The 24,481-nt window shown below is 41.9% G+C and carries 24 protein-coding genes; 14 read left to right on the top strand and 10 right to left on the bottom strand.

Annotation, left to right across the window (positions count from 1 at the left end; all coding sequences use genetic code 11):
- The first annotated feature begins 4 nt into the window (after positions 1 to 4).
- Positions 5 to 1,849 (top strand): N-acetylmuramoyl-L-alanine amidase, encoded by a 1,845-nt coding sequence (locus RIB15_RS00725; RefSeq protein ID WP_350200228.1) that lies wholly within the window; start codon positions 5 to 7, stop codon positions 1,847 to 1,849.
- A 6-nt stretch (positions 1,850 to 1,855) separates the two neighbouring features.
- Here RIB15_RS00725 and RIB15_RS00720 read toward each other — a convergent pair whose 3' ends face one another.
- From RIB15_RS00720 to nagB, 5 genes are all read right to left on the bottom strand, one after another.
- Positions 1,856 to 3,064: a hypothetical protein gene (locus RIB15_RS00720; RefSeq protein ID WP_350200227.1), complete on the bottom strand. Its 1,209-nt coding sequence runs from the start codon at positions 3,062 to 3,064 to the stop codon at positions 1,856 to 1,858.
- A gap of 38 nt (positions 3,065 to 3,102) precedes the next feature.
- On the bottom strand, positions 3,103 to 5,604 hold the full coding sequence (locus RIB15_RS00715; protein ID WP_350200226.1) for an N-acetylmuramoyl-L-alanine amidase: 2,502 nt from the start codon (positions 5,602 to 5,604) through the stop codon (positions 3,103 to 3,105).
- A gap of 51 nt (positions 5,605 to 5,655) precedes the next feature.
- On the bottom strand, positions 5,656 to 6,615 hold the full coding sequence (locus RIB15_RS00710) for a hypothetical protein (RefSeq protein WP_350200225.1): 960 nt from the start codon (positions 6,613 to 6,615) through the stop codon (positions 5,656 to 5,658).
- A 149-nt stretch (positions 6,616 to 6,764) separates the two neighbouring features.
- Positions 6,765 to 8,057 (bottom strand): MFS transporter, encoded by a 1,293-nt coding sequence (locus tag RIB15_RS00705; protein WP_350200224.1) that lies wholly within the window; start codon positions 8,055 to 8,057, stop codon positions 6,765 to 6,767.
- 104 nt (positions 8,058 to 8,161) lie between these two features.
- A complete protein-coding gene (gene nagB / locus RIB15_RS00700) occupies positions 8,162 to 10,090 on the bottom strand; it encodes a glucosamine-6-phosphate deaminase (RefSeq protein WP_350200223.1) in 1,929 nt (642 codons plus the stop codon).
- Between the two features lie 401 nt (positions 10,091 to 10,491).
- Between nagB and RIB15_RS00695 the strand changes: the two genes are divergently transcribed.
- Positions 10,492 to 11,250, top strand: coding sequence for a TatD family hydrolase (locus tag RIB15_RS00695; RefSeq protein ID WP_350200222.1), 759 nt, complete (start codon positions 10,492 to 10,494; stop codon positions 11,248 to 11,250).
- Positions 11,251 to 11,527: 277 nt separating this feature from the next.
- On the opposite strand, the gene RIB15_RS00690 is transcribed toward RIB15_RS00695, so the two are convergent.
- Positions 11,528 to 13,351, bottom strand: a complete 1,824-nt coding sequence (locus tag RIB15_RS00690) for a PAS domain S-box protein (protein WP_350200221.1) — start codon at positions 13,349 to 13,351, stop codon at positions 11,528 to 11,530.
- A 223-nt stretch (positions 13,352 to 13,574) separates the two neighbouring features.
- Between RIB15_RS00690 and RIB15_RS00685 the strand changes: the two genes are divergently transcribed.
- The 10 genes from RIB15_RS00685 to RIB15_RS00640 all read left to right on the top strand — a co-directional run bounded on the left by RIB15_RS00685 (position 13,575) and on the right by RIB15_RS00640 (position 18,598).
- Positions 13,575 to 14,321: a TrkA C-terminal domain-containing protein gene (locus RIB15_RS00685; protein ID WP_350200220.1), complete on the top strand. Its 747-nt coding sequence runs from the start codon at positions 13,575 to 13,577 to the stop codon at positions 14,319 to 14,321.
- Between the two features lie 155 nt (positions 14,322 to 14,476).
- Entirely contained in the window at positions 14,477 to 14,767 is a 291-nt protein-coding gene (locus tag RIB15_RS00680; RefSeq protein ID WP_350200219.1) for a type II toxin-antitoxin system RelE/ParE family toxin, read from the top strand.
- 15 nt (positions 14,768 to 14,782) lie between these two features.
- Positions 14,783 to 15,073: a HigA family addiction module antitoxin gene (locus tag RIB15_RS00675; protein WP_350200218.1), complete on the top strand. Its 291-nt coding sequence runs from the start codon at positions 14,783 to 14,785 to the stop codon at positions 15,071 to 15,073.
- Positions 15,074 to 15,203: 130 nt separating this feature from the next.
- The gene (locus RIB15_RS00670; protein ID WP_350200217.1) at positions 15,204 to 15,491 is read left to right on the top strand and encodes an Imm27 family immunity protein; all 288 of its coding nucleotides are present in this window, start codon (positions 15,204 to 15,206) and stop codon (positions 15,489 to 15,491) included.
- 66 nt (positions 15,492 to 15,557) lie between these two features.
- Positions 15,558 to 15,926 (top strand): serine hydrolase domain-containing protein, encoded by a 369-nt coding sequence (locus RIB15_RS00665; protein ID WP_350200216.1) that lies wholly within the window; start codon positions 15,558 to 15,560, stop codon positions 15,924 to 15,926.
- Positions 15,901 to 16,284: a serine hydrolase domain-containing protein gene (locus RIB15_RS00660; protein WP_350200215.1), complete on the top strand. Its 384-nt coding sequence runs from the start codon at positions 15,901 to 15,903 to the stop codon at positions 16,282 to 16,284. The genes RIB15_RS00665 and RIB15_RS00660 overlap by 26 nt, the downstream gene beginning before the upstream one ends.
- Before the next feature lie 123 nt (positions 16,285 to 16,407).
- Positions 16,408 to 16,758: a serine hydrolase domain-containing protein gene (locus tag RIB15_RS00655; RefSeq protein WP_350200214.1), complete on the top strand. Its 351-nt coding sequence runs from the start codon at positions 16,408 to 16,410 to the stop codon at positions 16,756 to 16,758.
- A gap of 160 nt (positions 16,759 to 16,918) precedes the next feature.
- The gene (locus tag RIB15_RS00650; RefSeq protein WP_350200213.1) at positions 16,919 to 17,365 is read left to right on the top strand and encodes a hypothetical protein; all 447 of its coding nucleotides are present in this window, start codon (positions 16,919 to 16,921) and stop codon (positions 17,363 to 17,365) included.
- Positions 17,366 to 17,462: 97 nt separating this feature from the next.
- On the top strand, positions 17,463 to 17,957 hold the full coding sequence (locus RIB15_RS00645) for an anthrone oxygenase family protein (RefSeq protein ID WP_350200212.1): 495 nt from the start codon (positions 17,463 to 17,465) through the stop codon (positions 17,955 to 17,957).
- Between the two features lie 224 nt (positions 17,958 to 18,181).
- Positions 18,182 to 18,598, top strand: coding sequence for a DUF6567 family protein (locus RIB15_RS00640; protein WP_350200211.1), 417 nt, complete (start codon positions 18,182 to 18,184; stop codon positions 18,596 to 18,598).
- A gap of 61 nt (positions 18,599 to 18,659) precedes the next feature.
- On the opposite strand, the gene RIB15_RS00635 is transcribed toward RIB15_RS00640, so the two are convergent.
- Positions 18,660 to 20,072 (bottom strand): glycoside hydrolase family 3 N-terminal domain-containing protein, encoded by a 1,413-nt coding sequence (locus tag RIB15_RS00635; protein WP_350200210.1) that lies wholly within the window; start codon positions 20,070 to 20,072, stop codon positions 18,660 to 18,662.
- A 66-nt stretch (positions 20,073 to 20,138) separates the two neighbouring features.
- On the bottom strand, positions 20,139 to 21,884 hold the full coding sequence (locus RIB15_RS00630) for a Na/Pi cotransporter family protein (protein WP_350200209.1): 1,746 nt from the start codon (positions 21,882 to 21,884) through the stop codon (positions 20,139 to 20,141).
- Between the two features lie 160 nt (positions 21,885 to 22,044).
- Here RIB15_RS00630 and RIB15_RS00625 point away from each other — a divergent pair, with 160 nt between their 5' ends.
- Positions 22,045 to 22,932, top strand: coding sequence for a hypothetical protein (locus RIB15_RS00625; protein WP_350200208.1), 888 nt, complete (start codon positions 22,045 to 22,047; stop codon positions 22,930 to 22,932).
- An 11-nt stretch (positions 22,933 to 22,943) separates the two neighbouring features.
- Here RIB15_RS00625 and RIB15_RS00620 read toward each other — a convergent pair whose 3' ends face one another.
- Both RIB15_RS00620 and RIB15_RS00615 read right to left on the bottom strand, forming a co-directional pair.
- On the bottom strand, positions 22,944 to 23,489 hold the full coding sequence (locus RIB15_RS00620; RefSeq protein WP_350200207.1) for a hypothetical protein: 546 nt from the start codon (positions 23,487 to 23,489) through the stop codon (positions 22,944 to 22,946).
- Positions 23,476 to 23,967, bottom strand: a complete 492-nt coding sequence (locus RIB15_RS00615; protein ID WP_350200206.1) for a hypothetical protein — start codon at positions 23,965 to 23,967, stop codon at positions 23,476 to 23,478. The genes RIB15_RS00620 and RIB15_RS00615 overlap by 14 nt, the downstream gene beginning before the upstream one ends.
- 193 nt (positions 23,968 to 24,160) lie before the next feature.
- On the opposite strand from RIB15_RS00615, the gene RIB15_RS00610 reads away from it, so the two are divergent.
- Positions 24,161 to 24,475, top strand: a complete 315-nt coding sequence (locus RIB15_RS00610; protein WP_350200205.1) for a nuclear transport factor 2 family protein — start codon at positions 24,161 to 24,163, stop codon at positions 24,473 to 24,475.
- Positions 24,476 to 24,481 lie beyond the last annotated feature (6 nt).

Here is a 24,481-nt window from a genome sequence, read left to right as displayed (position 1 = left end):
TTACATGAAGTATTTAAGCTTAATCATAGCCTTTTTTATATCACTAATCAGTTTTCAAAGCCTGCAGGCTCAGGTCGATTCTTTGCGGGTTGATTCTTCCCTGGTAACCAGTGATTCACTATATCTGAATATCGTGATCCCTGAAACGGATACGGTTACCTATGGCTATTCCCGATATCGTGTGGCAGCCAATACAAATCCAGCTGCGGAAGCTTATATAAATGGTAAGCCAGTGAAAGTGTATTCAAGCGGTGCATTTATCGATATGATAGAGCATCGGGATGACACTACTCAAATTGAATTCAGGGTTGAATTGAATGGAGAGGAAATGTCAAAAACCATGTATTTGGTACGACCAGAGCCTCCCAAAGCTATTGATACGAAAGGGAGCGTAATTTCCAGTCAATTTATGAAACCTGCCAGTGAGCTTTGGCTGATGACGGGCGAGGTTCTCGAGGTTCAATTCCTGGGAACACCGGGTAAAGAAGTGGTTTTTAATATCGACTATTTCAAAGATGATATTCCGATGAAGGAAGTGCCTGAAGAGGTAGCGGGAATAGAAGGATTATATCAGGGAAGCTATACAGTAAAGCCGGGTGATTTAGTAAAAGACAAACACATCACTTTTAAAATGAAGAAAGGTCTTTTCTCCCACGAAAAGAAAAAGAGTGATTATACCGTAAGTTTCAACGGACTGCCACGCGTAGCAGAAGTTGTGGATGAGGCAGCATACCTGAATATCGGAATGGGGTCTGACCGTTTGGGAGGAGCACGGTATGGAGAACTCGAGCCAGGAGTGAAGCTTAATATTATTGGCCAAAAAGAAGATAATTACCGGGTTAAGCTTTCCAGAAGCCTGAGTGCGTGGATACCGGTTCGGTTTGTAGAACTAAAGAGTGAATACGTTTCACCTTCGGAATCATTAACAGGTAATATTCGTGTTTCAGGAAGAGATAAGTCGGACCTGATCACGCTCACACTTTCAGAAAAACTGCCTTACATCACGTACCAGGAACTGGATCCCAACAGAATCATCGTTGATGTATTTGGAGCAACTTCCAATACAAACTGGAAAATAAAGCATAAAAGCTCAGAAGGAATAAAAGATGTGACCTGGCAGCAGGTTGAAGATGACCGCTTCCGGTTAGTGATTGAGCTTAATAGCAGCCAAAACTGGGGCTATACTGTGGGATATGGATGGGGTTCTCAGCTTAATGTTGAAGTAAAGCGGCCTCCGGTAGTAACCAATTTCAACAGTCCGCTAGACGGCAGAACAATCTCAGTTGATGCTGGCCACGGTGGAGATAATAATGGCTCACTGGGAGCTGCAGGAAATCTGGAGAAAGATGTGACTCTTGAAATATCATACAAGTTGCAGGAACTGCTGGAGGAAAGAGGTGCGAAGGTGGTATTGCCCAGAACTGATGACAGCTATGTTTATATGAGTGAGAGAAAGGAAAGAACCCTTGAGGCTAATGCAGATATCCTGGTGAGTATTCATACAAACTCGATTGGTTATGGAAGTGATCCGATGGATATCAGAGGCACAGGTTCGTTTTATAAGCACATGGCCTTTAAGCCCCTTGCAGAAATCATGTACGATAAAATGCTTGAATTAGGGTTTAAAGATTATGGGTTAACGGGCAGCTTTAATTTCTCGCTGAATGCACCGATAGAATTTCCAAATGTGCTGGTTGAGACGGCCTTTATTTCTAATCCTGAAGAAGAAATTTTGCTAACGGATCAGGATTTTCAGTATAAAATGGCCGAACAAATTGTGGAAGGGCTTGAGGAGTTTTATTTACAGCATGGATACCTTGAAACGGTTTCTGATATGCCTGAAAAATAAAAGGCGCTACTTATAATAGCTTTTTAAGAGGTACTTAAATCCAACCATAAATAAGGCTTGCTTTACTCTTTGATCAGAAGAGCGGCCGGAAACTTGGGTGTCCAGGTGCTTGAATTTTGCTTGAATGATGTATCTGTTAAAAAATGCGATACCAATTCCGCCCGTCAGGTGGCCGGTAAGTCTTGTGTTATCGAAATCCTGGTACCCACGACCATCAACCTCATAGTTGATGGAAATACCCTTTCCGGATTCAAAATCTTTACCAAGGCCAAGTTCTCCATATAATTTAAGAGCATTGTTGACAGGCCAGTATCCCCTGACTCCAATAGTGCTTTGGATAACCTGATATTCCAGGTCTATTACCTGTTGGGTACCAAGTAATATTCTTTCGTCGCTATCGCTAAACTTCACATACCCACCGGTAAAAAAGAAACCAATACGATTCTTTAAAGAGGGGATAAGATATTCCACATCAGCCTCGATGTACGGAGTAGTGCCAGTAAACCTGGCGTTTTCTGTATCCAGAATTACATTCGTGCTTTCCACAAAATATTTAGATCTCCCATAGCTAATTCCAACATTCAGATACTTTGCAGAGAGGGAAGGAATTCCTGTGTATCTCTTAAATTTTTCCTGTACGCAATTGTTATAATCGGAAAAAGCCGTTATTAGCTGTTCTTTATTATACCGGAGAAAAGAAAAATCATAGGATCCGCATTGCAGGCTGCTTGCAAGCTGTTCCCGGAAAGCATTATCCCGGGCTAGTCTGCCATCGCTTCTAAAGTATTGAGCATAAATGAGCTGTTCGGGCATCTGGCCGGGCATAGAGAAGTAAAAGGTATAATCGTCTCCCGATTTTACACTATATAAAGTTGCTTCGCCTTCGACTTCCACCCGTAATAACAAACTTTCTTCTGTGAAGGCAGAATCGTTGGCCGCTTCTTCCACGGTTAGCACTTTTGTGTCTTTTCTGATGAACTTAAAGTCTGAGACATTGATCTCACTAACATCGCGAAAGAAAACGGTATCCTGTTTGCCTCTGTGTTTCTTTTTAAAGAGAAAGTACGGGTTTTCGTCAATGACAGAGTATATACTAATCAGCCCCTCTGTTTTATTCTGCCCTAAATCATAATAATGACCTTGCTCGAATAAGGGCTGGGCAAAAATATGACCAGCCCCGGTTACAAAAAGTATCAGGAGAAAAAAATAGCGCATGGTGAATTTTCATTTAAGATGTCACTGGGTAAAATGCTTTATTTAAGCAGTGTCATTTTCTTTGAAATACTTCCAAAGTCAGAATTAATTCTATATAGATATACACCACTTGAAAGGGCAGAGGCATCGAACTGAATAGTATGGAAACCCTGAGATTTTATTCCTGAGTAAACCGTAGATACTTCACGCCCAAGCATGTCATACACTTTTAAGGTGACTTCACTGCGTTCAGGTAACCCAAAACTGATGTTTGTTGAAGGGTTGAATGGGTTCGGGTAGTTCTGCTTCAGTTCAAATTGTTTAGGAATATCTGCTGCTACAGGATCATCTTCGTTGGATGTAGCCAGCCCCATTTCCACAGCCCGGAGGTCATCAAATACAATAAAGCCGGTAGTTGGAGAACCTTCTGTGTAGGTTAACTGGAAGCTATCTATATACAGATCACCATTAAGGTCACCATTTCCGTTAGCCCAAGGTACAATCTCATCTTCAGCTAAATTCCATGATACCAGCTTCCAGCCCAGCCAATTTACGTCATACCACGTACTTCCTTCGAGCTGACCGTTGGCATCCCGTACCATAAACCGGAATTTGTTACCGCTTCCATCACCAAAAACATAGGCCTGAACGACAAGATTATTAGCAAATGTAGGAGTTGTACTGCTTCGGTATTCACGTATGAGATTGGCTGTGCTTGTGGTATCCCATCCGTAGTTTACCCTCATAGCTTCACTGCTATTTGTAAGAAGATTTACCATGTCAGAACTTATCTCCACATTGGTTTCTTCTGCAACATAGCCATCAGTGCTTCCGCTTTGAGATGGCTCCCACCATGAGCTTATACCGCCTTCGAAATCATCTATACTAATTTCATTTACAATATCCTGGTCCCCGGTAGGGAAGGTTCGTACAACATCAGAACCAAGGCTGTTCCCAGCGGTATCGCTGATCGACTTGGAGAAAGAGAGCGTATAGTTCCGGGATTTATCGAGTCGCTCGGATGGGAAAAAGTTGAGTACGCTGCGGTCTCCAACAGTGTAATAAACGGTTTGTCCTGGAACAGTGTAATCGCTTTTGCTTACTTCGATGGTTGTATCGTCAAAAAGTGTGGTATCCAGATGTTCATCAAAAGTCGCACTAATAATAGGTCTGAGTTCATTCAGCTGCGTATTTGTGGGGCGAATACCTGAAATAGCCGGAGGTATAATGTCGACGGGTCCTGTTTCAAAATCTAATACGTATGAATCGCCTTGCGTACCATCTGAATCACCATCAAGATTATGGGCATAAGTAGAATTATCAACGGCTGTGGAATCTATTTTTAATGTATAGTTGCTTTCAAAATCAAAATTGTCTGTAGTTACAGAAAGTTCATCACCAGCTGAGTTCCAGCTAAGGCTGTATTCTACTTCCGGAGTGAAGCTCAATGCATTCACGACCGAGTCTTTGTTCATACTTCTGCTAAAATTGATAACCAGGTCTTCGCCGGGATTGATTTCATTATCAGTACCTACCGAAGTGGAACTTATGATAGGAGGTACATTTGAAATAAGAGCAACATCGGTAAAGGTGAAATCCGTGGAAATAATGTTGGTATCAACGGTCTCGGTATAAAAACCTTCGGCTTCAACGATGACTTGTGCTGGTCCGTTTTCCAAACCCTCCATGTAATAAAACCCGTTTTGGAGCTCTCCTTCATTAGTTACGTAATTACTAAAAAGCGACTCAAAAGTATCGGTAGTATAAGTTGAATCACCGATAGAAATAGTAGCTCCGTTAATTGGGAGGCCGTTATCGGCATTGGTGATATAACCAGCAGCGATACCAACGGGAGGCCGTTCTGCATCTAAATATTCAAGTACTGACCAAAAGAAAGACTGTGCTTCAAGGCGTTTCCAATCTGAGTTCAGATTTCTTTTTTGCTGCGTTGGATTTGTATGAAATCCAGCTTCACTCAACACAGAAGCCATGTTGGTTGTTCTGTTTACATGCAGGTAAGGATATTGATTGGCATGATTCTGAACAGACCCGCCCAGATAAAAATTACGATCAGCCCAGTTTCCTATGGTAGGTATTCTCATGGCATCAGTGAGTTCCACTTCCATGATATCACCCATCTCTTTTCCACCATTGGGCGTTTTCTCTACGGTTTGTCCATTTGAACGCCAGCCGCCATGGAGAAAGAGGGTGTTGTTGGTTGTATTAGATCCAGCATTACTATGAATCGAATGATAAAAATCAGGTGCCAGGCTATTGGCCAGGTCTGTTCTTTGAGACAGGGAAACTTGTTGTGAGTCATTGGTACGGCTCATGTATACTGTATCAATGTCGGTTTGCGTAAGCAGCATCTCACGCAGCGCAAGCCCTACCCGAAGTACTTTTTCGGCTTCCGAATAATTATAAAGTCCCATGTTTTCGGTTTGGCTGTGCCCCGGGTCCAGGAAAATGCTAAAGCCATCAAGGCCGGTTACTGTTTGGGCGTTAAGCGGGGAAGAGAAAACGATGGTTGCGAGTGCTAATGCGGAAATAAAATTCTTCATAATGCCGATTTGTAGATGGTTGCTGCTTAGTTACTAATAGATTTAGGGAGGTTAATTGCTGATGTTCATGATGTAAATATTCCCATCATTCGGGCTATCAAAAGCTATTCTATCGCCTTGGGGAGACCAGTCCGGATTCATGGCAATGATATCGGTAGAAGCGGTAAGGTTAATGCGTTGCTCTCCATCTATACTCAATGCATACAAATCTGATTTTGTATAATCATGGCCATCGTCTTCAGCTACCATTGCGACCAGGTATTGACTGTCGGGAGACCATTTGGCCCGGTTGGCCCTGCCTAAATCCATTAAATTGGATCCATCGATATTCATCACATATAAGTTCCCGCCGTAAATCTCAAAGGCGAGTTTTCTTCCATCCGGAGATACTTCCAGGTTCAGATATTGAGCGTCATCGAAAGGGGAGATATCCTCGGTACTGTTGGAGGGAACCATGCCTTTCGCAATTTGATTAGACTTCAGCACATAAAAAGGTTTGGTGGTTGAAGCTTTTTGCCGGGTTGAAACTTCCTTTCCTGAATCGAAAGACTCGATATCATTATTGGATATCAATACTACCTGTTGATCATAATTCGCCCATTTCGGGAGGGTTGGCATATCGTCTCTGAATTCGGTTACCTGAGTTGGCTCGCTTCCATTGGTATGAAAGATTTTAACAGCCAGTTTCCTTCTCTTATTCTGATATTCGGAAACACGGGTTAAAATGGACTGCGAATCTGACGACCAGGAGAATCCATATCCGGCAGACTGATCTGTAATTTGTTGAATATCACCGCCATTTGCCGTTGCTATCCAAAGTCCTTGCTGGCGGGATGAAGTAAAGGCAATCTTAGTGCCATCCGGCGACCATACCGGGCTCATAAAATCAGTACTCTCCGCACTGATAAGAACTTCCGGTTCTCCATTCGGAGAAGGCTGAGCAAACGATGTTACGGAGAAAAAGAGTGCCACCAATAGGCCGGTGGTTGCGCGATATAAAAAAGAATTCATGCTTATTTGTTTTAACGATTTACAGATCATAATGGAATTAATGAAGATGCATTTATTAACTATAAGATGCTATGTAATAGAGGGTTAAAGATTTTATTCTTTGTAAAAAAGGGTATATGAAAAACTCACCGGATGTCGAAATTATTCTCTTATTCCTGTTTTTCTTTTTTCTTCCCAAACTCAGGATCGACTTCCACGAACTTTGTTACAATAAAAATGGGAATGGTTGCGATCATTACCCAGATAAAAAAGTTCAGGTAACCAAGCCATTCCTGCATAAAACCACTGATGGTACCGGGAATTAACATCCCCAAAGCCATGAAGCCGGTTCCAAAAGCGTAGTGAGCTGTTTTATTTTCTCCACGGGCTACATAAATCAGGAACATGAGGAATGCCGCAAATCCGAATCCATATCCGAATTGTTCAATGGCTACAAAAGCACTTATCAAAATGTGTGACTCGGGTTGGAAATAGGCTAGTATCACATACACAAGGTTAGGTACGTTCATGGCAATCAGCATGGGCCATAACCAATACTTTAATCCCTTTCTGGAAATAACCACACCGCCGATAATACCACCAATGGTCAGGGCAATCACGCCAATGGTACCATAGATGAACCCTAAATCTGATGTTGACAGGCCAAGTCCGCCCGCGGAAACTTCATCAAGGAAAAAGGGAGGTCCCATTTTTACGAGCTGACCTTCTGCAAACCGGTAAAACAGGATAAACGCCAGGGCTACCCAGATTTGCTTCTTTTTAAAGAAATCAACGAATACCTTAATAAAGGCCGTTAACTGATCTTTGGTGGTTTCAAATTCTTCAGCAACATCACCATCAGGTTTGGGAATAGATAGAGTGTGATAAAGTGCAAAAACAGTCATGGCAACGGCTAGTATTCCAAAGGTGACAGCCCAGGCATAATCTACTTCAGTTCCGCTTTCGATCAGATAGCCGGCCAATATCACCAATAAACCTTTACCGCTTATAATAGCTATTCGGTAGAAAGTAGATCGAATTCCAACAAAGAATGACTGTTTCTCTTCATTCAGGGCTATCATGTAAAACCCATCTGCGGCAATGTCGTGCGTTGCAGAAGCGAGAGCCAATAAGTATAAAACAATCAGGCTGAATGAGAAGAAAGAAGGGGTGAGCAGCACGAGGGCAACTCCGGCAAAGGCGGCTCCCATCACAAATTGCATTCCGATAGTCCACCACCTCTTCGTTTTTGTATTCTCTACCAGCGGACTCCAGAAAGGCTTAATGATCCACGGGAGGTAAAGCAAACTGGTATATAAACCGATATCAGCATTGGAAATATCAAGGTTCTGATACATAATGACAGAAACTTCCACGACCATTATATAGGGGAGGCCCTGCGCGTAATAAAGAGATGGAATCCAAAACCAGGGATTTTTCTTTAGTTTAGCTATTAAACTCATGCCGGTGCTGATTTTTAGTTAAGCTTTGTCTGAATCGAAGTCAGAAGTATAGGTAAAAAAAAAGCGAAAGAAATATGTCTTTCGCTTTTTTGTATTTAAAGATGTCAATCCAACTCTTTCCAGCGTACGAAAGCTTCCATAGCTTCGTACTCGGCGAGTCCAAGGTTATCATAGAGTCTGGCCGTTGTGCGTGTACGGTCATCAGCTCGCTGCCAGAATTCACGTTTGTCAGTTCCCGGAAACAGTGGGCGGTCTTTTTGCGATTGATGTTTGAAAATCGCTTTACGCTTACGGTCGGTTTCCTCCGGACTTAGCGGAACAGCCATTTCAATGTCTTCAATATCCCATTCCTGCCATGCTCCACGGTATAACCAGGTCCAGCAGTCTTTCATCCACGTTTCATCCTGAAGTTCACGCAAAGCACTGAAAACGGCATCCAGGCATACACGGTGTGTTCCATGCGGGTCAGATAAATCACCGGCAGCATAAATCTGGTGCGGCTTCACCTTCTTGATAATATCTTTGGTGATCTCAATGTCTTCCGGGCCAATCGGCTTTTTACGAACTTTTCCGGTCTCATAAAAAGGCAGGTCCAGGAAGTGCATGTTCTCATCCGGGATTCCCACATACCGGCAGGCCGCTTTGGCTTCGCCGCGCCGAATCATCCCTTTGATCGTCTTCACTTCTTCGGAATCAACTTCACCCGGCTGCTTTTTCTTAATAGATTCTCTTACCTCATTGAAAAGGTTGACGGTTTCTTCATTCTCCAGGCCAAAGTTTTCATGATAATCCGTTACGAAATCAGCAAAACGAATGGCTTCATCATCAAAAACGGCAATGTTACCGGAAGTCTGGTAAGCTACATGAACTTCATGTCCCTGGTCTACCAAACGGATAAAGGTTCCACCCATGGAAATCACATCGTCATCGGGGTGGGGGCTAAAAATAAGTACCCGTTTTTTGGCAGGAGATTTTCTCTCCGGGCGATAGGTATCATCTTCATTGGGTTTACCGCCCGGCCATCCGGTGATGGTGTGCTGAATCTCGTTAAAGATGCGGATGTTCACGTTATATGCACGTCCGATATCAATCAGCACATCATTCATGCCATGCTCGCTGTAATCTTCATCCGTAAGCTTGAGGATAGGTTTTTCCAGATACAGGCTTAACCAAACAACGGCTTTTCGGAGGAGTTCATCGGTCCACTCAATAGGGCCAACGAGCCATGGAGTTTTGGTTCGTGTCAGTTCTGCAGATGAAGCATCATCAAGCAGAAACTCAACATTTGGATGTTTTTGAAGAAAGGTAGCGGGAATCTGGCTGGTGATATCACCTTCAATGGCTTTCTGAACAATCTTGGCCTTTCCTTCACCCCAGGCCATCAGGAAGATGCGATCCGCTTTCATAATGGTTCCAACACCCATGGTGATGGCACGGCGGGGAACATTTTCAACCCCAAAGAATCCGCTGGCGGCATCCAGGATAGTCAGACTGTCTAAGGCAATAAGGCGGGTTCTGGAATTGATGGATGAACCCGGTTCGTTAAACCCAACGTGACCCGTACGTCCAATACCCAGAATCTGTATGTCCAATCCTCCCAGCGCCTCGATTTTCTCCTCATAATCACGGCAGAATTCATACACTTTTTCACGATCCAGCGTGCCATCCGGGATATGAATATTTTCCTTTTTGATATCCACATGGTCAAACAGGTACTCATTCATGAAATGGACATAACTATGAATGGAGTCGGGATCCATTGGGTAGTATTCATCCAGGTTAAAGGTGACTACATTCTCAAAACTCAGGCCTTCTTCTTTGTGCATCCGCACCAGTTCATCATAAAGCTGAGTTGGGGTAGAACCGGTAGCGAGTCCCAGTACAGCTTGCTCTCCTTTTTTAGCTTTTTCACGGATCAGCGAAGCGATTTCGTCGGCAGCATATTTAGAAGCAATTTTGGCCGTATCAAAAACTTTGGTAGACACTTTCTCATACTTTTCAAACTCAGGGCGGATGAGTGGGGTAGAAGACATAAAACAAAAAATGATTAGGTTTTGATTTCGATGCAAGGCCTGTTAAAACAGGACAGGTCTGAAAAAGATAGAACCCGCAAAATAAGGCTTAATCTGAATAATTCCACACAATCTTCACTAGTTTTGGAACAAACAACAATTTGATAATGTAATGTGCCCAAGAGGAATAGAAGCCATGGGTATGTTTGTTTTAATTGACGAATTTGCTCATGATTTTAGTCTGCCCGGGCATCATCTTTGAGTTGTCATCCTGAGCTCGATTCAGGATCTTTCGATCTGCTAACTATTATTATAAAAGCAGATAATGAACACAACCAGATTTCAGGCATACGCCGTGAAATGACTTGGCAGTTTTAATTGAATGATTTCGACTAACCCAGATTTAACCAACCAAAATTCTTGTGATAGACACCCATTCCCATATATACCTTCCCAAATTTGATGAAGACCGTGACGCTGTAAACCAGCGAGCCGTGGAAGCAGGCGTGAAAGCAATCCTGATGCCAGCTATCGACTTCCAATCGCTGGAGCAGATGGAGAAGCTGAGTCACCCCGAAATTGACTTCTATAAAATGGCCGGAATTCATCCCTGTGACGTGGAAAGCCTGCCGGATGATTTTGAGGAGGAATTATTGAGGCTTTGTTCTCGGGACGACATTTACGGAGTGGGAGAGACCGGACTGGATTACTACTGGAGCACCGATCACATAGAGGAACAGAAGCGAAGCCTTCGATTGCACTGCAAAGTGGCAAAGCAGGTGCAAAAGCCGATCATCATTCATAACCGGGAAAGTACCGGCGATGTGTTGGATATCCTGGAAGACGAGCAGGACGGCCGCCTGACCGGTATCTGGCACTGTTTTAACGGAACAGTGGAAGAAGGGAAGCGGGCCATCGGCTTTGGCTTTCATCTGGGGATTGGCGGTGTGGTGACCTTCAAAAACGGCGGAGTAGATAAAACCGTAGCTCAGCTGCCACTGGACAAGATGGTTCTGGAAACCGACGCTCCGTATCTGTCGCCCGCCCCAAAGCGAGGGAAACGCAACGAACCGGCCTTCATGAAATACACCGCCCAAAAGCTCGCCGATATTTTTGATAGGAGCCCGGAAGAAATAGATGCCCAAACCACGGAGACGGCAAAGCAGTTATTTGGGATTTGATGACAGTTGAAAATATCAGATAAGGTATTATCTTAGCTCAACGTAGGCGGATATTGTACGAACAGCTTAGGTTAACGACCGTTCTGATAACATCCCAAAAATCACATTATGCGAACAAGAAGGAGGACGAAAGCGCGTAAAGGCGGTTTCGGCTCGTTCGCCCTAACAATACCCTCGTTCGGATAATAATATGTTATACCCACTTCCGGAAATTTGCCTTGAGTCTGGATCAATAGAGTAAGGCTCCTTTGGTTGAGAAGGTTATCGAATAGATCTATCAATCCATCATTGAACTTGCTGATCCGGACAAATCTTCTCGCTTGAATGAGAGACGTGTAACCGTCCCCTCTTTGCTGGTTATTTCATATTCTGCTTTCAACTGTTTTACAAGTACATCAATGATTGTGAATCCCAAAGAGTGGTCTTTTATTTGCTCAAAATCTTCGGGCAGGCCTATGCCGTCATCTTTAACTTCAAGGCTTATAATATTATCGGCCATGGTAACATTGATGGTAATGGTACCTTTCGTGTCTGTCGGGAATGCATGTTTAACAGAGTTGGTAATCAATTCATTTAATATCAGTGCGCAGGGTATGGCCTGATTTACATTGATCAGAAATGGCTCACATGAAATTGAAAGCCTAATTCCTTTTTTGGGATTGAGGGTATTTCTGATAAGCTCATTCAGGTTGTGGACATACAAGTTAAAATCGATCTTTGAAAGACTTTCGGACTGATAGAGAATCTCGTGAATCATAGCAATGGTTTTGATCCTCATTTGACAAGTAAGCAACAGGTCCGAAAAAGCTTCATTTTGCTTAGTAAAATCCTGCAGCTGCATCAGACCCGAAATAATAGCCAGGTTATTTTTAACCCGGTGGTGGACTTCCTGGAGCAAAACCTGTTTTTCCATGACCGATTGTTCCAGTTGTTGTTCATAAGCCTTTCGGTCGTTGATGTCCTGGTATATCCCGGTAATCCGCAACGGAGACTCATTATCATCGATTTCCACTACTTTAGCCCTGCATTGTATCCAGCACCAGGAACCGTCTTTTCTTTTCAAGCGAAATTCAGCCTCAAAATGAGATAGATTTCCAATAATATGGTTTTTGAGTCGATCTTTAACAGGCTTCAGATCCTCGGGGTGGATGAGTTTATTCCACTTTTCAGTATTCTGACTTAATTCAGCAGGAAGATACCCCAAAGCATCTGACATCAACTCTTTGTCAAAATCAACCCGGTTATCCTGCGGATAGTAATCCCAGAATCCAATGTTGCCACCCTCCATAGCAAGTTGCAGGCGTTCTTCCCTAACCCGCAGGGAATCCTGAATGGATTGATAGTTGGTAATATTGTGGCAAACAGCTGAGTAGTACTCGGTTTCATTATCACTGTTTTTGTGGGCATTTATGACCGCAGCAACCGGAATCGGAGTGCCATCGGAACGCTGCAAATTGAATTCTCCAGTCCATGAACCAAACCTGGAAGCAAACGGGAAAATTTCATCCTGCAGGTGACGGTAGGTATCATCAGGAACATAACAGGAGACTCTGGTTTCGGTAACATCCAGTTGTTCAAACCCTAACATGGATTGCCCGACCCCATTGACGAACATTACATTCCCGTCGGCTTTTGCAAGACCTATAAAATCGGGAGTGGATTCCAGTATCTCTGCAAATCGTTGCTGGCTGTCTTCAAGTTCCTTTAGACCGGTAAAGTTTTCGACTATTGAGATAAAATAAAGAGGATTCCCTTGTTGGTCATCTATAAGTGTGGTGTACCAACGTGTGTGTTTGACCGAACCATCCTTCGCAATAATCCGGAAATGATAACATGTGCTCTTCATCTTTCCTTCCAGGAGTGAGTCGATTGACTTCAGAGCCAGTTGCAGGTCTTCTTCATCAACGGTATTAAAGGCCAGTTCAGTAGCGGCATTATTTTGGAGTTCCTCCAACTGATATCCGAACCACTCTGTTATTTTGTCAGTAGTACTTATTACTTTGAAATTTTTATCAAGGATGACCACTCCCAAATTAGATTGGGAGATGCATTGTTCAAGGGTATCTATCAGTTTTTGATTTTCGTAAGTGCCTTCCTTCATTAATTTTATTCTAAATTAACATTTTAGGGCAAGAGGGAGGAACTATTTTAAAGGGTTGAAAATTAAATTAGAATCAGCCCTCGCCCTACATAATTATATTATCTAAAATTATATGACAATAATTGTGCCAATTCCCATAGGTCTCACAATCCAATTCCAATTCATTCTATTCTTTCAATATTCTCTATATTACTTTTTAAAAACTAATTAAATGGGTATAGCTATGATTGCTATTATTTCACTTCTGGTTATTATTTCTCTTTCCATACTCATTACCCGAATAGCTGCCACAGCATTAATTCAAACAGGACTATCAAAAGATGCTGCTCGATTTCAGGCTCGATCAGCATTTACGGGAACAGGGTTTACAACAAATGAATCAGAGCATGTAGTTAATCATCCCGTCCGCCGTAAAATTTTGATGATATTAATTTTTCTTGGCAGTGCAGGGGTCATCTCAACCATTTCATCGCTCATTCTCAGTTTTATATCCCTCGAGCGGATCGGATATATTTCCATTGAAATAGTGGTTTTGATGGTAGGCCTGATTGCGCTTTTGCTTTTGGTGCAAAGTAAATGGATTGACCGTAAACTCTCTTACCTCATCAACCGTGCACTTAATCGTTATACGACCTTAGACGTCAGGGATTATTATAGTCTCCTTCATCTTTCAGACAATTATCGGGTTTCAGAAATAAAAGTGGAACAACAAGATTGGCTGGCTGACAAAACCTTAAATGATTTGCAATTACATGATGAAGGCATATTGGTATTGGGAATAAAACGAAGCAATGGAGAATATATCGGAGCACCACGAGGAGAGACAAAAATTTATAACGATGATACCGTAACACTGTATGGACGGGCTGCACTTCTTGAATCATTGGATGATCGGCAGAAAGGACAGAGTGGAGATAAAAAACATGCTGAGGCAGTCTTAGAACAAGAAAGAATTTGGGCTTCAAAATAAAATAGGCTGTTGGTATAACAAAGCAAATTAAGCGAACGCGTTTGCGTTTAGTTCCATACATTCAGGGACTTAGCTGCGCCGCTTATTTGCCAAACCGTTATGCCTTCACAAAACAATTTCGTTGCATGGATACCGTTAATCCATTAAATTAAAGAATGATCAAATCATTCGGAGATAAAGCAACATCAGATCTGTTTCATGGAAATTCGAGCAGTAAAGTTCGAAAGTTACCTACTCAAATCCTTGATTCAGCGATCTACAAATTAGATATACTGAATGCTGCCACTTCTCTAGATGATTTACGATCACCTCCAGGCAACAGATTAGAAGCACTGCGTGGAGATTATAAAGGATATCACAGTATTAGAATTAATGCCCAATGGAGAATCGTTTTTCGTTGGCAAGATTCCAGTGCATTTGATGTAGGCATTGTCGATTATCATTAGAAAAAGGTGAAAACCATGATTCCACAAAACAGAATAACTACACATCCCGGGACGATTTTATTGAAAGAGTACATTGAACCAATGGAATTAACGCAGAAGGAATTAGCCGACCATTTGGATATTCCTATCCAGCGAATTAATGAAATTGTACGCGGGAAAAGAGGCATTTCTTCGGATACCGCTTGGCTGTTATCGAAAGCGTTCAATACCTCTCCTGAGTTTTGGTTAAATCTGCAGGCTATGCATGATTTATCCTCACATCGACCAAGCAAAGAAATTGCTCCAATTAAAGCTGCTCAGGCATAACAAGGCGCATTAACTGGGGACGCGGACGTGCCGTTGGTTCAGGAGTTGCTTGTTTTAACTTTTTAGACGTTTATTAACTCATAATCTCCGCGCCGTTTAAACACTGGGTCGTTAGCCGTACTTACCAAATATGAAGAAAGAGATTGGCCCAGAGGAAAGTAAAATTTCAGGTGGCTGGATAGAAACCGAAGATGGGTTCTCTAAGGATGAAACCTATAATAGAATTGAATACTTGACGGAGAACTATTTGGAAAAATTGGCAGTCGACAAATCAGGCTGGGAAATTTTATATCGCGCCCCCAATGATGGTAGATTCTGGGTTAAGTGGTTTCCTCAAAGTGAAATGCACGGCGGTGGTCCACCAGAACTCAAAGTCATTGAAGCTAATGAAGCCAAAAAGAAATTCTCGCACGGCTAACAAAGCGTTTTAAATCGGACGAGATTTGATTGCCAAAGCAATATCAATTCAAATAATCACCTGATTATGTCTATACATACAAAAAATAGGAAGCGCTTGTTGTTTCTGGTAGTGGCTGGGCTGACTTTTGTTGCCTGTTCAAATCGTGAGTATCAGGAAGTACTGGAAAGTGGAATAGAGCAAGGATATCCGGGTATCATTGTGGGTATTCAGCAGGGGGATAATAAACCGTGGATAGGGAGTGAAGGATTGGCAAGTATTGAAGACCAAACGCCCATGCGTGCAGATGACCGGTTCCATATTGCCAGCGTAACAAAATTGTTTACATCGGTAGCGGTTTTAAAACTCATCGATGAGGGCAGGTTATCCCTGCAAAGTTCGGTTGATACGTTGCTGCCCAATTCCCTGATTGGGGACATTCCTTTTAAAAAATAAAATAAAAGTCCATCATTTATTAGATCATTCAAGCGGAATATACAGTTTTAATAACGACCTGCGATATGTGAATACCTACATCGGGAGCAAAGCAGCGGATGGCATTAGCTGGACACCGGAACAGTTGATTGAACTAGCACATACCGGTGATGCTGAACCACAGGGCAAACCGGGCTCGGGTCACTATTATTCGGATACGAATACAATTCTTCTCGGTCTGATCATCGAAAAAATTTCAGGTGTTTCTTTTCGTCAGTATCTCAAGAGTACCATAATCGACCCGTTGGAACTTCGAAATACCGGGTTCTATGGCACCCAAACCGATACCGGAAGCATCGAAGTTTCCCCAACAGTTTAGGGTTACCTTAAAGACTCGGAAATCATACGCAGCTTTATTGAGCTTCCATCTATTTTTGAACCGGCTAACGACAGCCTGATAAATACAACAGCAGCCGTTGAACAAATAGATGCCAGTGCTGGCATGGTCAGTACGGCAGCCGATCTCCTGAAACTGGGCGAAGCGGTGTATTTTGATGATTTCCTGACTGAAGAAAGTAAGAATTGGCTTTTGTCGATTGGGGACAACATTCAAAATGAAGATCCGGGGACGGTTCGGCAAGGTATTGTTACGGTTCACCATAAGCCATATGGGGTATTATATACTTCTTTGGGAGATGGGCCGGGAGGGATCAACTCCATGCTGGCTTTTCATCCTGAGTCAGAGATACTGGTGGTTGCTTTTACCAATGTTTTCGGAAACTTTGATGAGCATGATTTTTTTATGGATGAGCTTGTCCAATCCGTTGTTAATAGGAAAAGTAGTGATAAGTAAATATTAGCTGCTATAGATCAGCCAGGAGTCCTGATTCTTTAAATTTTGGCTCACATTCCAATCTTTGAAAATCATTGAGCGCGAATTAGATGAGTAATTTCTAATTCTGATATTTCCCATACTTCAATATTATAGGTCAAATTAAATCTACGTTAGGCTTATGGGACAGCAACAACTACTCCTGGTAATATTGGTTACGGTATTAGTAGGTATCGCAACGGTTATCGCCATTACGGTTTTTGGCGATGCATCAAATTCTTTGAATAATGACGCTGTACGTCAGGATCTGATAACGATATCTGCTTCTGTACAGAGTTATGTGCAAAAACCACCGATGCTTGGTGGCGGAGGAGGTAGTTTTGACGGCTTTACTTTCCACAAAATCGCGTTTCCGGCCGATGAGATTTCGGAAGACGGATTACATGCCCGAAATGCCAACGGCGTGTACCATGTGTATAGCGTAACATCTACAGAAGTAGGACTCTGGGGCGAACCGATGATGGAAGTGGGCGGCCCCATAGATATTTCTACTTTGGTTTCAGATTCGGACTACTTTGACCTTGTGGTTACAAAGGATGATATAAGCTGGACTAATACTCCGAATTAAGAGAGGTTAAAAGGGTGGATTAATTTTTTGTGCTTAATTACATTCTGCCTGACAATTATTGGTTTTAACTCAGTTGTAATTTTTCGGGGAACTCACCATGGATATTTTTCAAATCACTTTAATCACGGCCACATTTTTGTGTTCTGTAGTTGGCGGATTTTTAATGGCCTTTTCCATTGTGGTGATGCCGGGTATTAAAAATCTAAATGACGGAGAGTTTATCCGTGCGTTTCAAGCTATTGACCGCGTGATTCAAAACGGACAAGTCATTTTTATGATCTTCTGGGTGGGTTCCATTATTGCTTTAATTATTACTGCTATTTTAGGATTAGGCAAACTTGACTCCATAGGGTGGGCCTTCATGATGTTAGCTGTAGGCACTTATCTGCTTGGGGTTCAGTTACCTACTATTCGAATAAATATCCCATTGAATAACATTCTTCAAGAATTGAATATAGATGAGATGGATGCTTCGGAACAGGCAGAAGCCCGAAATAATTTTGAGTCAAGATGGGTGAAGTGGAACCTAATCCGAACAGCCTTTTCCAATATCACCGCTTTATTGCTGATTATATTGCTATTCCTTCAATAATAGTTTGACCGGCAAGTTCCATTTCAAACAAAAAAGACGCTGTTCATTTTTTCTGAACCTTTTGGTTTAAAATCCGTTTGAGTTATCCGAATGAAAAAGGGGATGGGTATTTCTCAAGAGAAATTTGAATGAAGTGACACAATTAGTTCCAAAAACTTCATCAAAAGTATACATACTTGTTTAAGCTTTTCATTCAGTTTCAATCTTAACTCACAAAATTCATCATGATGAAATCATATACATTATTAGCACTTTTGGTATCTGTATTATTATTCACAGGTTGCGGAAACGCCGGTATGTTTGTAGCCAGCAACAGCACCGAAGTCCAGCTGAAGGAGGGTAACTATACCATTGTAGCCAAGAACGTAACGGGAACGGCTGAGTCGGCATATATTTTGGGTGGAAGTTATTCCTGGGGTATGGCTACAAATTCAATGGGCTTAATTCCCCTGGATGGAAGCAAAACCCTGTACAAGGATGCCCGTGAAAATTTATGGACAAACTTTGAAGCACAGAATTCTCCTGCAGAGGGAAGAAAACTGGCTTTGGTAAATATCCAATACGATTCAGGTACTACTAATTTTGTTCTTTATACCAAAGCGAAGGTTACCATCACAGCTGATGTTATTGAATTCGAATAATCAGATTCGGTTTTTAAGCTATAAAGTCCGTCGCATTAAGCGGTGGACTTTTTTTATGCAGCTATTTAATGAGCATCATCTTGTGTACTTCCCTGATTTCAGGGGTACTCACTACAACCAGATACATTCCTGAACTCAGGTTGCTTCCATCAAACCGGAATTCATGAATACCTGATGAAAGCTGAGATTGTACCAATGTCTGCACTTTTTGGCCTATAGAGTTGAAAACCTGAACCTGTATTTGACTAGCCTGATCCAGAGAAACCGAGATCGTTGTAGTAGGGTTGAAGGGATTCGGATAGTTGGCAATTTCAACAGTGCGGGGGAGGTCGTCGTCAGAAGGCAGGTAGTCAATTTCTGAACTTGTGGGTATGCGCTTCTCTTTCAGCGCCATAATGCGGTTGTAAGACTTATTGATGGTTTCTTCGGAAATAATGCCTTCGTCAATCTTGTCTGTGATTAGAGAAATAACATACCCCGTAAGCGATTTATCCTGATATAGATTTCTATTGAACAAAAGAATGTCGGTATCAGAGTTAACGACCTGAATAATAGCTTCTTCCATGCCATAATTTTCCTGAACGGCTCCCATAAAAAGCTCATCTGAAATTACGACTCCGTCAAAGCCAAGACTGTCCCTTAAGATATCTGTGATAGAGTACTTTGACAGCGAAGCGGGGTACTCTTCATCCCAGTTCTGATTAAATAAGTGGCCGGTCATCACGGCATCATTATATCCATCTTCAACAATGAATCTGAAGGGATCAAGTTCACGGTCTTCCCAGGTATCGGTGATATCGGTAAATCCTTCGTGTGAATCTGAAACAGCACTTCCGTGACCTGGAAAATGTTTGAGCGAGGTGGCAATATTTTGCTTATGAAACTCATCTATTGCCCAGGAAGCATGCTGATATACCACATTTTCATCACTGGAATAGCTGCGGTCGAGTCCGCCAATAGCAGGACTGTTGGGGTCTACATTTACATCAACCACGGGAGCCAGATTCATGTTGAATCCTGAATTTACCATCCAGCTGGCCATTAGAGCCGCATGGTTTCGGGTTGAGTCTTCTGAATTGAATTCAGTGCCAAGTTCGTGAGCGGAATAAGTGCGTTCGAAGCCATTTTGCTCATCAAGGCGGGCTACAATACCACCTTCCTGATCAGTTGCCAGGAAAAGAGGCGTTTTGGCAGCCCCCTGAAATCGGGAATTCTGAGTTCTTATTTGACTGGGGAACCGAAGGTTGTAGGCAAACAGCAATACTCCGCCCAGGTTTCGGTGTTCAATATCATACATCAAAGAGTCCTGGTGTTGCTGGCTGGTTTCAACACCAACCATAATCATTTGCCCGATTTTCTCCGATAAAGTCTGAGCGAAGGAGGTGGCCTGAAATTGAATAAAAAAGAGTACCAGAAATAAAGTAGCTATACGTCTCAAAAGCAGCGAATTGTGAGTGAGAAATTTAAGTGCCAATCCTAAGCAATTGTTCACTCACAAAAAAACACCAAAACCGTTTTTGTGTAAAACTATTTAACAGCGTTAGCCACGTTCTTCCACAACCCTTTCGTAAGCAGCTTTAACTTTTACCCCGGCAAGTGCTTCATTTACATTGAAGATATGGTCGCCAATTTTCTCCATTCTGTTTACAAAATCCAGAAACACAAAACCTACTTTATTGCTGTACGCACTATTTTCAAGCTGGCTGTAGTGAAATTCCAGTAATTCATCCCTGTAGGAGTTTATATAGGATTCAATTTCCATGGCTTCATCCAGATTGATGGTACCATAGTCTTCTTCAAGGTTATTGCGCACCAAGAGGATAGCTTCATGAATCAGGTTCATCATCTCACGAATACGGATCATCACGGGTTCATTCAAAGTGATGTTATCGGCCAGCATTCTTTCAAACGTTTTGGACATTTGATAATAGATATCGCCAACGCGTTCAAGATCATTAATAATGCTATGCATGCCACGGATCCGACGGGTTGAGTTTTCTGTAAGATTAGTGCTCGAAATTTTAGTGAGGTATTCCGCTACTTCCAGTTCGATGGTATCGGTGATTTCTTCCCGTTTCTTGATCTTCTTAAGGAATTTGTCCTGCTTTCCCTGCTTGTTTAAAAACAATCCCTTTAAGCTGTAATGCATTTTTTCAATCAGCTTGGCAAAGAGTTCAATCTCTTTATGAGCCTGGGAGATAGATAATTCGGGTGACGACATCATTCCTGATGAAATGTATTGCAGGCGATAAATACTGTCGTTGCTGTCTTTTTCTTTCTGGTATTTTTCAATGAAGCGTACCATGTAAGGCACGAAAGAAATAAGTAATAATACATTCAGAACGTTAAAGGTAGTGTGGAAGAGAGAAAGTGCCAGTGTTGCATTTGCCCTTCCCATTTGGTCGGTTGTATTTAAAACCGACCCGGCTTCAGGTGAGAAATAGCCCATTATACCATCGATCCCCATAAGAAAAGGTTGCATAAGTATGAGCATCCAGATCACCCCAAAAACATTGAACACAAAGTGAAATCTGGCCGCTCTTTTAGCATACACATTCCCAACAACTGCAGCGATATTAGCAGTAACGGTAGTCCCGATATTTTCCCCAAGTACCATAGCGGCTGCAATTGGAAAATCAATCCATCCCTGAAATAACATAACCAGGGTAATGGCTGTAGAAGCCGATGAGGATTGGGTGACAAGAGTCAATAAAGTACCTGCAAAAACAAAAATAAGAATAGAAAAGAACCCGAATTCAGTGAATTGGTCAACAAACATGAACATCTCAGGGTTATCCTGGATGTTAGGGACTGCATTCTTAATGAAATCGAGGCCAATAAAAAGGATACCAAAACCAATCATAGCTTCCGAAAGGTCCTTGAGGCGCTCCTTTCCGAAGAACATAAAAGGAAAGAAAATACCAATTAGCATGACTGCAATAGGGGTGATTTGCATCTTGAACCCAAAGATAGAGACCATCCAAGCGGTAACCGTAGTACCGATGTTGGCCCCCATTATAACACCAGTAGATTCCAGAAAGGTTAACAAACCAGCATTTACAAAACTGACAACCATCACCGTAGTAGTACTTGAAGATTGTGTAATGGTTGTTGCTGCAAACCCGGTAAATATACCACGAAAACGTGTGGTGGTCATGCCTTTGAGGATTGCACGCAGGCGATTTCCAGCAACTTTTTGAAGTCCGTCACTGAACACCTTCATCCCATATATAAAAATCCCAAGCGCACCAATTAATTGAAGAAAGTCGAAGAAATTATAGGTCATGTGCGTTAATTCTCTTCTTTAAAATTTTATGCCCGTAAATGTACTGATCATATTTTTTTTACAGCCCAAAGGTAATGATGATTTCGAAGGGCTATGTTAAATTAAGATTAAACAATAGAATATTTTTGCTCATATTCATACCAAAAAAGCGACTTAAAAAATGAATGATGTCTTTTACATACTCATCAGGAATGCTAAATACGCCAAAGGTTATTCTCATTTAAGCCTGTATGCACCTATTTGGTTGGTGCTTCTGTCAGTTCATGTAAATGCTCAAAATGTACAAAGCACTCCAATGCTTGATTTGCCAGCTATTTCAGGTGAGCAAGTTAGGACCGCAACTGATTTTTTGATCAAAACAAGGTCGCTGGATTATGAGGCTCGTCAAAGAGCTGCCGCCGAATGGATACTGGAAGGACAGATTCCTTCTTTCTTGAGGGAATTGGTTCCGGTAAGCTTTAAGAACACCAATAATGAAAAGGCTGTAATTTTGGTCACTTGTGATTATATGTCGATAGGGACAGAGGGAGATTTCATTCGTATGCCGTTGTCGCTTCCGGCAGCCAGAAAGATCGCATCGTCACTGGGTATGTATCTCCCAACATCTGTTATGGTAGACTCAATTTACTCAAAGGCTCATGTTAAACTTCAGCCCATTCCGATGCAGCCCGGTGAGCAAATGAGAAGTAACGATTACTATAGAAGGCATCAGCAGATGATCGAAAAACAGCTTAAAGGGGTTGAAAAGGGGAGGTTGGTTTCCGGGCATAAAAAAGATGTGGTAATCACGAATCGGTTAATCGAACAAATTGGAAGGTTAGCTATTTACGGATGGCATTATGCGGTGGATGATCCCATTCAACCTTTGTCTTTGGTTCATAGTGAAGATTATGAGGATTACAGCCATGGATTAAGACTCATATATCCGACTGCCAAAGTAAATGGTGAAGCTGTTGAGCTAAAGAAACTCATAAATAGGCCGGAGTGGAATATGATATTCACAAAGGAAGGCGTTATAAATATTGAAAGCCTTTCACACGGGGAATAGTATCTGACTAATCAATCAGTTCTTCTTTCTGAAATCCGTACTACCGTACCCTCAACTCTGATATCCGCGGCAGCAGGGGTAAATAAAGCGGCGGCTGTAGACCCCACAGCAATGGCCGCAAATTCCGGCTTTGGGTCTGAAATGGCTAAAAAAGAAAAAAGGACGGAAGCCGTTGTAGTTATAGTTTTTGAAAACCAGAGCAATCCATTTTTTCCGGTTGGATTGTTTACTGAAATGTGAAGATTAACAATGGCGTCTCCACCATTCTTCTCAATAATTTTGTTTAACCGGTTAGATATATCTTCACTGTTTTCAATTTCAATAAGAGAGGAAACGCCCCATTTTGTGAAGGTAAAACCGAAGTTTTTTACTGCTTCGTATTGTTCTTCAGTTTGCAAACGATCCTGTTGATTATAAAAACTGCTGGTGTGCGATACCGGGTAATCAATTTCCGAAGCGGTGACTGTTATTTTTGCACCAACCGAGCATCCCGAAAAGGTTATTCCTGCTAAAAGAAATATGACCAAAAGGGGCAAATTGAAGTTACTTGTTCTCATCTTTTTCTTCTTTTGAATCAATTTTATAAATAACTCCGGAGTGGCGGATTGTTTGGGTTGAAAATTCTCCTCCGCTTGAGTCACCTCCCGTAATAGCTCCGGCAATTACCGTTTTTAAGAAGCCCCAAAATGTGATTCCTTGCTCAACTTCAACTTGCAGTACACCGTCGGCGATGAAATGATCAGGGTTATCCTCCAGTGAACGATAGATGGTTGTACTGATATTTTCTTCTATATACTCGTCTCCGCCTAAAGTTACGCTCACATTATCCGATTCGGAATAGACATCATCTTCGGAATGCAGACGATAATATCCAGTGATGACTCCCATGGTATCTGCTTTTAAAGCTGTTTGGTGAGGACCTAATTGAATAGGCTGATTATCGGTCTCATATTCAAGAGTGTGCCAGGTCTTGCATCCCTGAAATAAGAGGCAAAACAAACAGACATAGAAAATATGAAGTAGATTTTTATTCATCTGTAATACATGGAGTTAGAAGAATTCACAATTACAATTATGCAACAATTTTAGAAAAATAACTACTGCCAATGCTTAGGGAGTTAAAATTATTTCTTCTTTTTAATCGGCATTGAGACTTCATTGCAACATGGAAAAAAATTCTGCGTAGCCATCTCCGGTAATGAAATCTGAATCAATTCTTCTGTACGTTATGTCTTCATTTCTTTCTTTTCTCAAGTATCATGTTTTGATTCTTCCACTTTTGGTGATCCCGGTTTCTGGAATTCATGCGCAGATTGATGATCATTCAGAATTATTTCAGACACTGGCTGCAAATGACAGTCTTTTATTTATAGAGGGATTTAACAAGTGCAACAAAGAAAAGTTTGAAGGTTTAATGGCCGCTGACCTTGAATTCTATCATGACACCGGAGGATTTCAGGACAGAGAAGAATTTTTCGTTGCTTACAGCAATAATATTTGCTCAGGGTCTGAGAAAAAGCCCATCCGTAAACTTATACCTTGAACACTC

The organism is Gracilimonas sp. (genome assembly GCF_040218225.1).
GTDB lineage: Bacteria > Bacteroidota > Rhodothermia > Balneolales > Balneolaceae > Gracilimonas.
This window is presented reverse-complemented; position numbering and strand designations above follow the sequence as displayed.

What these genes read in the sequence shown, in the direction of transcription:
- nagB (WP_350200223.1), bottom strand. Translation starts at nt 10,090, where the DNA reads ATGTCTTCTACCCCACTCATCCGCCCTGAGTTTGAAAAGTATGAGAAA.
- RIB15_RS00670 (WP_350200217.1), top strand. Translation starts at nt 15,204, where the DNA reads ATGAAGAAAGAGATTGGCCCAGAGGAAAGTAAAATTTCAGGTGGCTGG.
- RIB15_RS00710 (WP_350200225.1), bottom strand. Translation starts at nt 6,615, where the DNA reads ATGAATTCTTTTTTATATCGCGCAACCACCGGCCTATTGGTGGCACTC.
- RIB15_RS00620 (WP_350200207.1), bottom strand. Translation starts at nt 23,489, where the DNA reads ATGAGAACAAGTAACTTCAATTTGCCCCTTTTGGTCATATTTCTTTTA.
- RIB15_RS00645 (WP_350200212.1), top strand. Translation starts at nt 17,463, where the DNA reads ATGGATATTTTTCAAATCACTTTAATCACGGCCACATTTTTGTGTTCT.
- RIB15_RS00610 (WP_350200205.1), top strand. Translation starts at nt 24,161, where the DNA reads ATGTCTTCATTTCTTTCTTTTCTCAAGTATCATGTTTTGATTCTTCCA.
- RIB15_RS00720 (WP_350200227.1), bottom strand. Translation starts at nt 3,064, where the DNA reads ATGCGCTATTTTTTTCTCCTGATACTTTTTGTAACCGGGGCTGGTCAT.
- RIB15_RS00650 (WP_350200213.1), top strand. Translation starts at nt 16,919, where the DNA reads ATGGGACAGCAACAACTACTCCTGGTAATATTGGTTACGGTATTAGTA.
- RIB15_RS00665 (WP_350200216.1), top strand. Translation starts at nt 15,558, where the DNA reads ATGTCTATACATACAAAAAATAGGAAGCGCTTGTTGTTTCTGGTAGTG.
- RIB15_RS00655 (WP_350200214.1), top strand. Translation starts at nt 16,408, where the DNA reads ATGGTCAGTACGGCAGCCGATCTCCTGAAACTGGGCGAAGCGGTGTAT.
- RIB15_RS00680 (WP_350200219.1), top strand. Translation starts at nt 14,477, where the DNA reads ATGATCAAATCATTCGGAGATAAAGCAACATCAGATCTGTTTCATGGA.
- RIB15_RS00675 (WP_350200218.1), top strand. Translation starts at nt 14,783, where the DNA reads ATGATTCCACAAAACAGAATAACTACACATCCCGGGACGATTTTATTG.
- RIB15_RS00690 (WP_350200221.1), bottom strand. Translation starts at nt 13,351, where the DNA reads ATGAAGGAAGGCACTTACGAAAATCAAAAACTGATAGATACCCTTGAA.
- RIB15_RS00715 (WP_350200226.1), bottom strand. Translation starts at nt 5,604, where the DNA reads ATGAAGAATTTTATTTCCGCATTAGCACTCGCAACCATCGTTTTCTCT.
- RIB15_RS00640 (WP_350200211.1), top strand. Translation starts at nt 18,182, where the DNA reads ATGATGAAATCATATACATTATTAGCACTTTTGGTATCTGTATTATTA.
- RIB15_RS00625 (WP_350200208.1), top strand. Translation starts at nt 22,045, where the DNA reads ATGAATGATGTCTTTTACATACTCATCAGGAATGCTAAATACGCCAAA.
- RIB15_RS00725 (WP_350200228.1), top strand. Translation starts at nt 5, where the DNA reads ATGAAGTATTTAAGCTTAATCATAGCCTTTTTTATATCACTAATCAGT.
- RIB15_RS00685 (WP_350200220.1), top strand. Translation starts at nt 13,575, where the DNA reads ATGATTGCTATTATTTCACTTCTGGTTATTATTTCTCTTTCCATACTC.
- RIB15_RS00630 (WP_350200209.1), bottom strand. Translation starts at nt 21,884, where the DNA reads ATGACCTATAATTTCTTCGACTTTCTTCAATTAATTGGTGCGCTTGGG.
- RIB15_RS00705 (WP_350200224.1), bottom strand. Translation starts at nt 8,057, where the DNA reads ATGAGTTTAATAGCTAAACTAAAGAAAAATCCCTGGTTTTGGATTCCA.
- RIB15_RS00615 (WP_350200206.1), bottom strand. Translation starts at nt 23,967, where the DNA reads ATGAATAAAAATCTACTTCATATTTTCTATGTCTGTTTGTTTTGCCTC.